General features: G+C 69.2%; 6 protein-coding genes. 1 reads left to right on the top strand and 5 read right to left on the bottom strand.

Features of this window, described 5'->3' with window-relative positions:
- Nucleotides 1-11: 11 nt before the first annotated feature.
- Entirely contained in the window at nt 12-3,323 is a 3,312-nt protein-coding gene (locus tag HQ308_RS18870; protein ID WP_222647504.1) for an arabinosyltransferase domain-containing protein, read from the top strand.
- Between the two features lie 10 nt (nt 3,324-3,333).
- Here HQ308_RS18870 and HQ308_RS18865 read toward each other — a convergent pair whose 3' ends face one another.
- The 5 genes from HQ308_RS18865 to HQ308_RS18845 all read right to left on the bottom strand — a co-directional run bounded on the left by HQ308_RS18865 (nt 3,334) and on the right by HQ308_RS18845 (nt 14,450).
- Nucleotides 3,334-4,593: a lipase family protein gene (locus tag HQ308_RS18865; RefSeq protein ID WP_222647503.1), complete on the bottom strand. Its 1,260-nt coding sequence runs from the start codon at nt 4,591-4,593 to the stop codon at nt 3,334-3,336.
- A gap of 24 nt (nt 4,594-4,617) precedes the next feature.
- Nucleotides 4,618-6,159, bottom strand: coding sequence for an acyl-CoA carboxylase subunit beta (locus tag HQ308_RS18860; RefSeq protein ID WP_056443109.1), 1,542 nt, complete (start codon nt 6,157-6,159; stop codon nt 4,618-4,620).
- Nucleotides 6,156-11,324 (bottom strand): polyketide synthase Pks13, encoded by a 5,169-nt coding sequence (pks13, locus tag HQ308_RS18855; protein ID WP_374198547.1) that lies wholly within the window; start codon nt 11,322-11,324, stop codon nt 6,156-6,158. Before pks13 ends, HQ308_RS18860 begins: the two co-directional genes overlap by 4 nt.
- Before the next feature lie 29 nt (nt 11,325-11,353).
- Complete coding sequence (fadD32, locus tag HQ308_RS18850) at nt 11,354-13,249, bottom strand: long-chain-fatty-acid--AMP ligase FadD32 (RefSeq protein ID WP_027507279.1); 1,896 nt, start codon at nt 13,247-13,249, stop codon at nt 11,354-11,356.
- Nucleotides 13,250-13,445: 196 nt separating this feature from the next.
- Nucleotides 13,446-14,450, bottom strand: coding sequence for an LLM class F420-dependent oxidoreductase (locus HQ308_RS18845; RefSeq protein WP_027507278.1), 1,005 nt, complete (start codon nt 14,448-14,450; stop codon nt 13,446-13,448).
- Nucleotides 14,451-14,527: the final 77 nt, after the last annotated feature.

The following is a 14,527-nucleotide window of genomic DNA, read 5'->3' as shown; positions in this document are numbered from 1 at the left end:
CATCGGGAGCCGTGCCCGACGCCCTCACCTCTTCACCGACCGCGCCGACACCTGCCGGCCCGGATCGCTCGGTGGACGTCCGACAGCAGTACCGCACCACCCGCCTCGTGGCGATGGTCGCGGGGGTTCTCGGTGTTCTCTTCGCGATTCTGACCCCGTTCCTTCCGGTCACGCAGGACGACGCCGTCGTCCAGTGGCCGCAGGACGGCACCGTCGACAGTGTCGATGCACCCCTGATGTCCCAGGTGCCGGTCTCGATGTCGGTCTCCATCCCCTGCAGCGCCGTCGCGGACGTGCCGGCCGCGGGCGGCATCCTCCTCTCCACCGCGCCGCCGCAGGGCGAGGGCGCCGCGCTGAACGCGATGTTCGTCCGCGTCGGCGAGAACACGGTCGACGTCCTCGACCGCAACGTCGTGATCGTCTCCGCCCCGCGCTCCGAGGTGCAGTCGGCCGCGTGCGGGGCGATCACCTTCGAGTCGACCATCGATGCCACGTCCGCGTCGTTCGACGGGCTCGTGGACGCACAGGGCAATCCCCGCGCGGGTCAGCTCGGCGGCGACCTGCGGCCCCAGGTGGTCGGCGTCTACTCCGACCTCGCCGGCAGCGCCGAGCAGTACCCGGGCCTCGACGTGTCGATCGCCGTCGACTCCCGTTTCTCGTCGTCGCCCACCGTGCTCAAGCTGCTCGCCATGGCCGCCGCCATCGCCTGCACGGCGCTCGCACTGAGTGCGCTGGCCAGGCTCGACGGTGTCGACGGCCGCACCCACCGCCGCTTCTTCCCCGCGCACTGGTGGAAGGTCACCGGTATCGACGCGGTGGTGGTCGGCGCACTCGCCGGCTGGCACTTCTTCGGCGCCAACACCGCGGACGACGGGTACCTGCTCACCATGGCCCGCGTCTCCGAGAACGCCGGCTACATGGCCAACTACTTCCGCTGGTTCGGCGTCCCCGAGGCGCCCTTCGGCTGGTACTACGACGTGCTGGCCGCGTTCGCCAAGATCTCGACGGCGAGCCCCTGGATGCGCCTGCCCGCGCTGATCGCCGGCATCCTGTGCTGGCTGGTCATCAGCCGCGAGGTGGTCCCGCGCCTCGGGCGCGCGGTGCGCGTCAACTCGGTCGCCGTCTGGACCGGCGGACTGGTCTTCCTCGCCTTCTGGCTGCCGTACAACAACGGGCTGCGTCCCGAGCCCGTCGTGGCCCTCGGCGCCCTGCTCACGTGGTGCTCCGTCGAGCGCGCCATCGCGACCGGACGGCTGCTCCCCGCCGCCATGGCAGCGCTGATCGGCGCCTTCACCCTCGCCGCCGCACCCACCGGCCTCATGTGTGTCGCCGCGATCCTGACGGGCATCCGGCCGCTGGTGCGCATCGTCGTCAAACGGCACCGCATGGTCGGGACGCTGCCGCTGCTGGCACCCATCGCCAGTGCCGGCGTGCTGGTCCTCATCGTCGTCTACGGGGACCAGACCTTCGCGGCGGTCCAGGAGTCGACGCGTGTGCGCACGCTCATCGGTCCGAACCTGCCCTGGTACAACGACTTCCTGCGGTACTACTACCTCTTCGTCCAGACGGTCGACGGATCGGTCGCCCGCCGCTTCGCCTTCCTGACCATGCTGCTGTGCCTCTTCACCACGGTGTTCGTCCTGCTGCGGCGCAAGCGGATCCCGGGCGTCCCGTCCGGTCCGGCGTGGCGTCTCATCGGTGTCGTCTTCGGCACCATCTTCTTCATGATGTTCAACCCGACGAAGTGGACCCACCACTTCGGGGTGTACGCCGGCATCGCCGGTTCGCTCGCGGCGCTCACCGCCGTCGCGGTCTCGGCCAGTGCACTGCGGTCGCGGCGCAACCGCACCGTCTTCGTCGTCGGTCTCGCCTTCGTTCTCGCACTGTCGTTCTCGGGCATCAACGGGTACTGGTACGTCTCGAGTTACGGCGTGCCGTGGTTCGACAAGGTGGTCTCGGTCAAGGGGATCCAGTCCAACACCGTGCTGCTGATCCTGTTCTTCGCCGCCGTCGGACTCGCGGCATGGCACTATCTCCGCGAGGGATTCGCTGCGCCGCAACCGAAGCCCGGAACCGAACGCGGGCGGCGCATCCGCAAGTTCGCGGCCGCGCCGCTCACCGTGGTGGCCGGGTTGCTCGTCCTGTTCGAGATCCTCTCGCTCCTCAAGGGTGCCGTCTCGCAGTACCCCGCATACTCGCTCGGTCGCTCCAACGTGCAGGCGTTGGCCGGCAACAGCTGCGGACTGGCCGGGGATGTCCTCGTGGAGTCCGACCCGAACGCCGGTGTGCTGTCGCCACTTCCGGGACCGGTGGACACTGCCACGGGCCCACTGGGCGGCGCCGAGCCCGTCGGCTTCACACCCAACGGCATCCCCACCGACCTCAGTGCCGACGCCGTGGAGGTCAAGCCCGGACAGGGCAACACCGACCAGCAGTCCGTGGGCGCGTCCTTCGAGGAGGGCCAGTCCTCCGGTACCGCGGGTGGTGTCGGCGCCGCCGGCGTCAACGGCTCCACCGCGCGCCTGCCCTTCGGGCTCGACCCCGCCACGACACCCGTCCTCGGCTCGTACCAGACCGGGGTGCAGACACCGGCCTACGCGACGTCGAGCTGGTACGGCCTCCCCGCGCGCAGTGACGACGCGCCTCTGGTGGTGGTCAGTGCGGCCGGCCGCATCTGGTCCGAGAACCAGGAGACCGGCGAGAACACGTACGGTCAGTCGCTCCGCGTCGAGTACGGCATCCGGCAGCCGGACGGCTCGGTGCAGGTCCAGGGCGACTACCTCCCCAAGGACATCGGCCCGGCACCGTCGTGGCGCAACCTGCGCATCCCGCTCGACGAGCTCTCCCCCGATGCGGATGCCGTGCGTGTGGTCGCCAACGATCCCAACCTCACCGGTGACCAGTGGCTGGCCTTCACGCCGCCCCGCGTGCCCGTGGTCGTCCCGCTGCAGGAGGAGATCGGCACGACGCAGCCCGTCCTGCTGGACTGGGCCGTGGGGCTGCAGTTCCCGTGCCAGCGTCCGTTCGACCATCTCGACGGCGTCGCCGAGGTGCCGAACTTCCGCATCCTGCCCGATCGCGGGTTGGCGGTCTCGTCCACCGACACGTGGCAGGCCGCGGAGAACGGTGGCCCGCTGGGCTTCACCGAGATGCTGGCGACACCCACCACCGTCCCGACGTACCTGAACCACGACTGGGGACGCGACTGGGGTTCGCTCGAGCGCTACGACAGGTTCGATCCGAGCGCGTCCGCAGCGACCGTCGAGGTCACCGAGCAGACCCGGAGCGGGCTGTGGTCGCCGGGGACGCTGCGGGTCTACTAGACGGCGTTCGTCACCCCGTGGGCTCCGCCGGCGCGATCGGCGACGGGTGTGAGCACGAGTTCGGCGCGGGGACGCCGTCGAAGCGGTCCTGCAACCAGTCGACCGCCACCAGGCCGCCGACCTTCGCCGTGTCCTGGTGTGCCGCCTGGCCGATCCAGGCGACGTCGGACTCGGGAGACGGTGCGGCGCAGGCCGTCCGGGCCAGCAGCGCCGTCGTGTTCGGGAGGACGACCGTGTCGGCGAGGCTCTGGACTACGAAGAGGGGTATGTCGACGCGCGAGAGGTCGATGGTCTGATCCGCTGCGGCGGCAGCCCAGTCCGGGTTCTGCATGGGGTCGGAGTCGAAGAACTGCTCCCCCTCGGCGCGCTCGAGCAACAGTTCGGGCAGTTCGTCCGTGATGCACCCGTCGGCGAGCGACCGGTAGCGCGACATCGCCGCATCGCCGAGCACCCCCTCGAGCGGCAGGTCGGGATACACGACCGGCCACGAGACCGCGACGCTGGGCCCGATCCCCCACGCCACGAACGTGTTCCACTGTTCGGAGAACAGCGGACCCAGCAGCGCCGCGGGCGCCGCCGCCGCCGCGCCCACCGATCGGAGCTCGGGCGCGTAGTCGGCGAACATCGCCGTGCCGATCGCCGCGTGACCGCCCTGCGAGTGCCCGAAGGTGGCGTACACCGAACTCGCCTGCGCCGGAGCGTGATCGCGCGCCGCACGCACCGAGTTCAGAACGTCCTGCGCCTCGCTGCGGGCGATCAGATAGTAGGTGTCACCGGCGGTGCCGAGGCCCGTGTAGTCCGTCGCCGCGACGACCCACCCGCGCTCCATCACGGACGGCAACCAGTTCGTGAGGTCCAGGGTGTCCATCGTCGGGTGGTACCGCCGCGACGGGGTGCACTCGTCTCCGAAGCCGAGCGTGCCGTGAGACCACGCCAGAACCGGACGCCCACCCGGCGGCGCCGGTGCCGTCGGCACGATGAGCATTCCGGACGAGACGGCGGGCGACCCGTCGGGACGCTGGGTGCCGTAGAGCATCCGGTAGGCCGTGCCGCCGGGCACGTCCAGATCGTCGATCGGCTCGATGCGGATCAGCTCACCCGGCGCGGCAGGCGTGTCCGGTGACTCGTAGAACGGCGCGATCGAGTCCTGGAACCGCGCATCGTCGCGAGACGTCGTGGACGACCGCGTGATCACCACCGCCACCACCGCGGCCACCACCAGCACCACGACCGCTCCGACGCAGGCCAGGACGACCACGGTCCGTCTCATGGCAGCACGATAGCCCCGGCGGAACTAGATCGGGAACAGATGCTGCTTTCTCGGTCGCGGTTCCTTGGCCTTGTCGCGCAGGATGTGCAGGGCCTTGCGGATCTCGAGACGCGTGGTGGACGGCTCGATCACGGCGTCGATGTAACCGCGCTCGGCGGCCACCCACGGCGTCGCGACGTGCTCGTTGTAGAAGTCGATGAATCCCTGACGGATCGCCGGAGCGTTGTCGCCCGCCTCGGCCAGCTGCTTGCGCGCCATGATCGACACCGCACCCTCCGCGCCCATCACCGCGATACGTGCTGTGGGCCAGGCGAAGTTGATGTCGGCGCCGAGCTGCTTCGACCCCATCACCGCGTATCCGCCGCCGTACGACTTGCGGATCACGACGGTGACCTTGGGGATCGATGCGCACACGTACGAGAAGATGAACCGGCCACCGCGCTTGATGACGCCGATCTTCTCCTGCTCGAGCCCCGGCAGGAATCCCGGTGTGTCCGTGACCAACACGAGCGGGATCTCGAAGGCGTTGCAGATGTTGATGAAATGAGACGCCTTGTCGCTGCTCGCCGCGTCCAACGCGCCGCTGAGGTGCATCGGCTGGTTGGCCACCACTCCCACCGGACGACCGTCGACGCGGGCGAACCCGACGATGATGTTGGACGCGGTCTGTGCGGTGAGTTCGTGGAAGTCACCGTCGTCGAAGATGCGCAGCAGGATCTCGTGCATGTCGTACCCGGCGTTGTCCGAGTCCGGCATGAAGGTGTCCAGCGAACGATCGTCGTCCGTGATGGTCGGCTCGAGACCGGGGTTGATGACCGGGGGCTGCTCGTGGCAGTTCGACGGCAGGTACGACAGGTACTTGCGCACCCACTCGAACGCTGCCTTCTCGTCCTGAGCCACGTGGTGCACGTTGCCGTACTCGGCCTGCTTCCGGGCACTCCCGAGATCGTGGAGGCTGACGTCCTCGCCGGTGACGGACTTGATGACGTCCGGGCCGGTGACGAACATGTAGGCCTCTTCGGTGGCCACGATGATGTCGGTGTTGATCGGCGCGTACACGGCACCGCCGGCGCACTTGCCCAGGATCACCGAGATCTGCGGGCACATGCCGGACAACGGTTCCTGCCGACGACCGAGCTCCGCGTACCAGGCCAGCGACGTGACGGCGTCCTGCACACGCGCGCCGCCCGAGTCGTTGATACCGACGCACGGGCAACCGACATCCGCCGCGAACTCCATGATGAGCGCGACCTTGCGGCCGAACATCTCGCCGACGGTGCCGCCGAACACGGTCTGGTCGTGCGAGAACACGGCGATCGGTCGGCCGTCGACCGTGCCGTGGCCGGTGACCACGCCGTCGCCGTACAGCGAGTCCTGGTTGCCGGGCGCGCGGACGAGGGCGCCGATCTCGACGAAGGAACCCGGATCGAGCAGCATGTCGATGCGCTCGCGCGCACTCGGAATGCCCTTCTTCGCGCGCTTGGCGATGGCGACGTCCCCTGCGGGTTCCCGCGCCACCTCCAACTTCTCGCGCAGTTCGGCCAGCTTGGCGGCAGTGGTGCTCACGTGTGCGACTCGCTTCCCTCCGGCGTGATCGACGCCGAAATGTCTCGCATCTTGCCCGTCAGATCCGCGGCGATCGCGCGGATGTACGGCTCGTCGATCACCGCGAGGTGGTCACCGCCGATGTGCACGATGTCCAGATTCGGTGCGAACGGCGCCCAGCCGCCGTGCGGCTCCCGCTTGCCGAGTCGAGGCTCGAGCGCGATGGCGTCGTCGTGGTACTTGTCCGCCATGTAGAGCGTGACGTCCCCGTCGTAGTGCTGGGGCCGGGCGGTCTGGATCGCGCGGTTGTCCAACCAGGACGTGCGCTGGTGCTCGATGATGCCGCTGGGGATCTTGGCGCTGCTCATCTTGACCATGTCCATGATGATCTTGATCTGGCCGTCGTCGTCGGCCTGTGCCAGCTTCTCGTAAGGCAGCGGGTAGTCGACGTTGTAGAGCTTCTTGCCCACCTGCGCGTAGCGCTTCCAGCGGAGCTCGATCTCCTCCGCGGTGTCCGGGATCGGCTCGTACGGCATGACGGTGTCGATGAGCCCGACGTAGCGCACGTCGGCGCCCTCCTCGCGGAGCATCGTCGCGACGGCGTACGAGAGCACACCGCCGAGAGACCAGCCCATCAGCACGTACGGCCCGTCGCCCTGGATCTCCCGGAGCAGGGGCAGATACTCGCGGGCGCGATCCTCGATCGGTCCCTCCGTGCGCTCGAAGCCGTACATCGGCGTGTCCGCCGGGAGTCGCTTGAGCAGCGGCTCGTACACGACGCACGAACTGCCCGCGGGATGGAAGACGAACACCGGCACCGCGGTGGAGCCCTCCGGGCGAGCGCGCAGCGTGCGCACCAGTCCGGTGACGTCGCCCGACTCGAGGAACGGCCGCACCACGTCGGCGAGCTGCTCGATCGTCTCCGAGTCGAGGATGTCGTCGAACGTGATCTCGCCCTTCGACCGCTCGCTCAGACGCTCCGCGAGCTTCTCGGCCGTCGGATCGTCCAGCACAGGAAGGGGATTGAAGATGCCCCTGGCGGACTGCCCCGTCACGACGGCCCACGTCGCGAAGGTGAGGCGCTCCGCGGCGTCACGCGGTGCGACGTCCGTCCCGGTCGCCTCCGCGAACGACTGTGCGTCGCCCACGTCGGTCACCGCGTCGGAGACGGGCGCCTCGAACGCCGTCGCCGTGGTCGGGCCCGCCTGGCCGCTGTCGGATCCCGGTACGGTCTCGTCGACCGCCGTCTCGGGCTCGGCGATCACCGGATCGGGCTGTGCGACAGGGGGTTCCTGCTCGGGCGTCTGATCGGCGGCCTGCTCGGCCGTGCGCTCGCGTTCCTGCTGCTCGGCGAGCGCCGCGACCTCCTCGCGATTGTCCAGCGCGTAGCGGAGGTACTTCTCCACCTCACGCAGGCTGGCGTCGCGCACGGCCTGCAACTGCACCTGGGGGATGTCGAACTCGAACTCCACGCGGTTCTTGATGCGCACGGCCATCAGTGAGTCGAGACCCAGTTCGATCAACGGGATCTCGGCCGGCAGATCCTCCGGCGCGTACCCCATCGACTCGGCGACGATGATCGCGAGACGATCCTCCATCGTCTGGGTCCCGTTCGGGATCCAGCGATCGCCGAAGTCGTCGACGACCTCGGGTTCCTCCTCCACGAACGGAGCCGCCGCGGCGGAATCGCCTGCGGGAGACAGTGATCCGACACCGCCCGCCGCGGTGACCACGGCGTCGGCGACCGGCACGAAGAGGGTGCCGTCGTTCCAGTGCACCTGGAGGGACGCACCGCCCGGATGCGGGGTGAGCGTGGTGGTGAGCGAACCGGTGGTGGGCACGGGACGCTGCGTGACCACGGCGCCGACCGTCACGTCGCCCAGCACCTCGCCGGCGAGTGTCGACACCAGATCTCCGATGGCGGACACACCGGCCACCGGTGTCTCCCAGACGACGCGGCCGTCGGGCAACGCGACTCGCGCGCCCCCGGCGCTGCCGCTGCCCAGGTGCACCGCGGCGTCGATCCAGTGGTGTTTGCGCACGAAGGCGGTGCGTGGCGGTTCCGCGTACTCGCCGGGCCCGAACAGACTCGACAGCGTCACGGCATGGCCGTGCACGTAGAGGTCGGCGAGTGCGGCGAGGAACGTCGCGGGCTCGCTCTCCTTGCGCTTGAGCGTCGCGATCAGCGTCGCGTCCGGGACACCCGTCGCCCAGGCCGTGGCGGCGACGGACATCAGCGCCACCGGATTGGGCGACAACTCCACGAAGGTGGTGTAGCCGGCATCCACGGCCAGCTTGACCGCCTGGGTGAACCAGACGGGATGGCGCATGCCCTTGGTCCAGTACTCGACACCGTGGATCGGCTCGTGACCCGCGCGGTAGAACGCTTCCCTGTCCACCGACGAGAACACCGACACGGCGAGTGGGGTGGGCTCGATGCCCATCAGTTCGGCCGCGAGCTCGCCCAGCAAGGGATCGACGGCCGAGGTGTGACCGGCGCCCTTCACGTCGAGGACGCGGCCCATCTTGCCGAGCGACTCGGCGTACTCGACCAGCTGTCGCACCGGCTCGGCCGGTCCGCCCACGGTCGTGTGCGTCGGCGCTGCGTACACGCTGGGCTCCACCCCGGGGAAGCGGTCGGTGAGGTCGGCGACCTCCTGCGCGGAGAACTCCACCAGCGCCATCGCGCCGGCCTCGGCGTCGCCGAGACCTTCCTGGCCCTCGCCGAGCAGTCGCGAACGCGCCACGATGATGCGCACCGCGTCCTCGAGGTTCAGACCTCCGGCGGCGTACGCGGCGGCGACCTCACCCATCGAGTGGCCCACCACCGCGGTCGGCGCAGCGCCGTACGCACGCAGGGTCTCGACGAGCGCCACCTGGATCGCGAAGATCCCGACCTGCGAGTTCTCGAAGTCGTACGTGAGCGAGTCGTCCGAGACGATCGCCCGGATCGAGTACCCGGACTCGTCCTCGATGAGCGCGTCGACGCGATCGAGCGCCGCGGCGAACAGCGGCTCGGACGCGTAGAAGTCCTTCGCCATCTTGCGGTGCTGCGCACCGAAGCCGGAGAACACCCACACCGGGCCGTTGGACGCGGGCGCGTCGGCGGAGAACACGCCGGGGCCCGGCTTGTTGTCGGCGACGGCGCGCAGTCCGGCGACGGCCTCGGCACGCGTCGTGGCGAGCACGACGGCGCGGGAGCGCCCGTGATTACGACGGGCGAGGGACCGACCGAGAGCCTCGAGGTCCGTGGTGCTGCCGACCTCGGACTCGATCCAGTCGGCCAGATCCGATGCCGCACGACGACGGCGCGACGGCATGCTCGCCGACACGGCGAGGAGAACGGGTCCCGGCTCCGGCGCCTCCTCGGACTCGGCCGGAGACGCCGACACACCCGCGAGTACCCGCTCGATGTCCGCCGGCGTCTCCTCGGGAACGCCCACGGGCTCCCCGATCAGCGCTTCCGGATCGACCGCTGTCGAATCGAACTCCGGCGAATCGAACTCGGGTGCGCCGGCAACGCTCGGCGCCGACGCGGCGGGAACGTACTCGCGGACCACGACGTGCGCGTTGGTGCCGCCGAAACCGAAGCCGGAGACACCGGCGATGGCGGTGCCGGAGTACCGGGGCCAGTCCGTCGCGGTGTCGACGACGCGGAGCCTGGCCGCGTCGAACGGAATGTAGGGGTTGGGTCCGGCGTAGTTCAGGGACGGCGGCACCTGGTTCTCGCGCATCGCGAGGATCACCTTGATGAGCCCCGCGGCGCCCGCGGCACTCTCGAGGTGGCCGAAGTTCGTCTTCGCGGAACCGAGCAGCGCGGGCTTGTCCGCGTCGCGTCCGCGGCCGACGACGCGACCCAGTGCATCGGCCTCGATGGGGTCGCCGAGGATGGTGCCGGTGCCGTGCGCCTCGATGTAGTCGACGGTGGTGGGCACGATGCGGGCGTCGCGGTAGGCGGTCCGCAGGACGTCGGCCTGGGCGTCCGGGTTGGGCGCGGCCAGCCCGTTCGAGCGACCGTCCTGGTTGACCGCGCTGCCCGCGATGACCGCGAGCACGGTGTCCCCGTCGCGCTCGGCGTCCTCGAGACGCTTGAGCACCACCAGGCCGCCGCCCTCCGAGCGGATCATGCCGTCGGCGTCCGACGAGAACGCCTTGATGCGGCCGTCGGGTGCGAGCACGCCGGTCTGCCCGAATCCGAGCGTCGCGGCGGGCGAGAGCAGCATGTTCACTCCGCCGGCCAGGGCCAGGCTCGACTCACCGGTGCGGAGGCTGCGCACCGCCTGGTGCACGGCGACGAGGGACGACGAGCACGCGGTGTCCAGCGCGACGGACGGCCCGCGGAAGTCGTAGAAGTAGGACACGCGCCCCGCGACGACGGCGGTCGACGTGCCGGTCAGTGCATAGGGGTGCGGGTCGGGATCGCTGACGGCGATCATCTGGTAGTCGTTGGTCGACGTGCCGATGAAGACGCCGACCTGCGTGCCCTTGAGTTCGTTGGCCGGAATCCGCGCGTCCTCCAGCGCTTCCCACGTGAGCTCCAGCGCGAGGCGCTGCTGCGGGTCGACGTTGGCCGCCTCGCGCGGCGACATGGCGAAGAACTCCGCGTCGAACGTCTTGACGTCGTCGAGGTACCCGCCGCGGGTAACCGTCTTCTCCACCGCCTCGGCGATGGCACGGTCGCCGAGGAACTCGGACCACCGGCCCTCGGGCAGATCGGTGATGCCGTCGCGTCCGCCGGACAGCATGTCCCACATCTCGTCCGGCGTGTGGCCGGCACCCGGGAAGCGGGTGGACACGCCCACGACGGCGATGTCGTGACTGTCGTCGGTGGTGCCGGACAGGTAGAACGCGTCGTCGGTGGTGCCGCTCTCCGACTCGGGCTCCCCGTCGATGATGCGTGTCGCGAGCGAGGCGATCGTGGGGTGCTGGTACGCGACCGTGGCCGTCAGCGTGACGCCGACCAGATCCTCGATGTCGCCGCTCAGCGCGACGGCGTCGCGGGACGCGAGACCGAACTCCTCCATCGGACGGTCGTCGGAGATCTCCGAGACGTCCTTGCCGGTGGCCTCGGCGACCCAGGCGCGGAGCCAGTCCCTCAGCTGCGCGACGGTCATGTCGCCCGCCTGCGGGGCCCCGGCGTCACCTGTCGGCTCCGGTGCGGACGTCGTTGTCTCTTCTTCAGCCATCAGCTCGCCAAACTACCCGCGTCGGGTGATCAGTCTTCGGGATTGTCGGGGAACGCCGTCTGCTGGTAGCCACCACGCAGCGTGCCCTCGATGTACGCCGCCTTGCAGGCCCGACGCGCGATCTTGCCGCTGGACGTACGCGGGATCGAACCGGCGGGAACCAGGAGGATGTCGCGTGCCGTCACGCCGTGGCGAGTCGAGATCGCCGCACGCACGGTGTCCGCGATGGGCTGCGGATCCGCCTTGCCGGCGCCCGGCGCCCGCTCGGCCACGATGACCAGCTGCTCGGACGAGTCACCCGGGTCTCGGGTGAGTCCGGCGCCGCCGTGCTCGAAGACGAAGTCGGGAAGCTGGTTCGCGGGCACGGCGAAGGCCGCCACGAAACCGGGGCGCAGCGCCGTGCTCGCGTCCTGGGCGGATGCCTCGAGGTCCTGCGGGTAGTGATTGCGGCCGTCGACGATGACCAGGTCCTTCACGCGACCGGTGATGTAGAGCTCGCCGTCCACGTAGACACCGAAATCGCCGGTGCGCATCCAGTTCGCGCCCTCGGCCGCACCGTCGGCGTGGCTGTTCTCCGTCTGGCGCGAGACCAGCTTGTTGTGGAAGGTCTCCGAGGTCTCCTTCTCCCGACCCCAGTAACCCTTGCCGATGTTCTCGCCGTGCAGCCAGATCTCACCGACGTGCCCGTCGGGAACCTCGGACGCGGAGTCGGCGTCGACGATGGCGGCCCACTGGCTGCGTGCGACGTAGCCGCACGACACCTGCGGAATGGAGTTGGGCGTTCCCTCGGCGACCTGGACGACACGTCCGGAGTTGAGCTCCGTGCGGTCGACGTGGATGACCTTGGCCTCGTCCGAGTGCTTGGTGGAGGAGACGAACAGTGTCGCCTCCGCCATGCCGTACGACGGCTTGATGGCCGTCTTCGGCAGTCCGTACGGCATGAACGCGTCGTTGAACTTCTTCATCGACGTGGTGGTGACCGGCTCGCTGCCGTTGATCAGGCCGATGACGTTGGACAGGTCCAGCGACTCGCCGTTCTTCGGCAGGCCGCGCTGTGCCGCGTGCTCGAACGCGAAGTTCGGTGCAGCCGCGAACGTGCCGGCACCGTCGGACACGGCGGCGAGTTCCTTGATCCATCGCCACGGCCGCTGCACGAAGGCACGCGGGCTCATGATGGTGATGTACTTGCCGCCCAGCGCCGGCAGGATCACCGTGAGCAGGCCCATGTCGTGGAACAGCGGCAGCCACGTGACGCCGCGCGAGTCGTGGTTCAGCTCGATCGCGTCGACCATCTGCAGGGCGTTGACGCCGACGGCGCGGTGCGTGATCTCCACACCGGCCGGCACGCGGGTCGATCCGGACGTGTACTGCAGGTACGCGATCGCGTCGATGTCGGTGGGCGGCTCGGTCCAGGTGGCGCCGACGCTGTCCGGGATGGCGTCGACCGCGATGATGCGGGGGCGCTGCGCCGCGGGAAGAGCACGGAAGAACTGGCGTACACCGGCGGCCGAGTTGGTCGCGGTGAGGATCGCCGACGGCGAGCAGTCGTCGAGCACGGCGTGCAGGCGGTCGCTGTGTCCGGGCTCGTCCGGATCGAAGAGCGGTACCGCGATGGTGCCCGCGTAGACGGCACCGAAGAACGCCACGACGTAGTCGAGGCCCTGCGGAGCGAGGATCGCCACGCGGTCACCGGGCGACGTCACCTGCTGCAGACGCGCGGCCACGGCGCGCAGACGGGCACCGAACTGCGACCAGGTGAGCTCGTGCACCTCACCGTCACGCTCCCGCGAGTAGTCCACGTAGCGGTAGGCCAGGTCGTCGCCGTTGTCCGCGACGTTCTGCTCGACGTGGCGGACCAGCGTCAGATCCTCGCGGATCACGATGTTGCCGGTGTCGTCGACGAAATCGTCGAACGAGTTACTCATCATTCTCTCCTCCGAAGCAGTGCGACACCGCCGGCTACACGACACCGCCCAGTTCTGATGTGGGCGCGGTCTGCTGGATGCACGCGCTCGTTCTCGAGCGTCGTCATCTTACTCACCGGTAAGTCTCACCGGTCCCGCTCACCGATCGTGACAGCGAGAACCACAAGCATGGTACAGACCCGCCGAGCGACGACCGTCATTCTCCCGCCAGCAGCGGAATGACCGGAGCGAAGGCGTCCATCTGCGTCGGGAAGACACCGACGTACGACATCGTCGTCCGGGCCCGCACGTTCCGGATCTGGTCCGCGATCTCCTCGAAGCTCCCGATCGCGATGTACGGCGACTCCAGGATCTGCTCGACGGTCAGACGGGTGTCGACTTCCATGTTGGGCGGGAAGCCGTTGTCGAGCGCACCGATGACCATCTCCGCCGTCTGCTCCCGATCGTCCGAGATCAGGATGGTCGTGATGGTCCAGTTCAGCTCGATGTCGGCGAACCGGTCGCCCGCAGCGGCGCGGATGAGCTCGACGCGCTCGATGCTCTTCTCCATGGTGATCTCGGACAGCTTGAGCTTGCCCTCGCGCGTGGTGCTGGGGACCAGGGAGATGATGTCGGCGTGCTTGGCTGCCATCGCGAGCATCTTCGGGCCGCCGCCGCCCACGGCGATGGGAGGCCGGGGGCCCTGGCGCGGCCGCGGGCTGCCCTGCAACCCGTTCACCTGGTAGTGCTTGCCCTGGAAGTGGCACTCCTGCCCACGCATCAGGGTGTCGAGAATGGTGAGCGACTCGTCGAGCTTCTCGATGCGCACACCGGGGCTCTCGTAGGCGATGCCCGCCTTGTCGTACTCCTCCTTGAGCCAGCCCGCACCGATTCCCAGCTCGAGCCGTCCGCCGGAGATCTGGTCGATGGTCGTCGCGTCCTTCGCCAGCACCGCCGGGTGACGGAAACCGTTCGCGAGGACTGCGGTCCCGAGGCGGATCTTGTCGGTGGCGACGGCCAGCGCGCCGAGCGCGGCGATGGGGCCGACCTGGTTGCCCAGGTGGTCGGGAATCATGAAGCTGTCGAAACCCAGCTCCTCCGCCTTCTGCGCCAACTTCACGAAACGCCGTGCGCCGCCCTCGTCCGGGTTGCCCTCACCGCCTGCCGCGAAGCGGAACGTGCGCAGTGGCGCAGTGGTGGCCGCGGCGTCGGCAGAACTCATGAATTTTCTCTCCTGCAGCGTCGAGGGAAGGTGCGGTGGCCGGAGTCGAAGCCGACTCGCCACTCTAACCGTTACCG

Source organism: Rhodococcus sp. BP-241 (assembly GCF_019836145.1).
Lineage (GTDB): Bacteria > Actinomycetota > Actinomycetes > Mycobacteriales > Mycobacteriaceae > Rhodococcoides.
The sequence above is the reverse complement of the archived record's forward strand: the minus strand, read 5'-3'. Positions and strand labels throughout refer to the sequence as shown.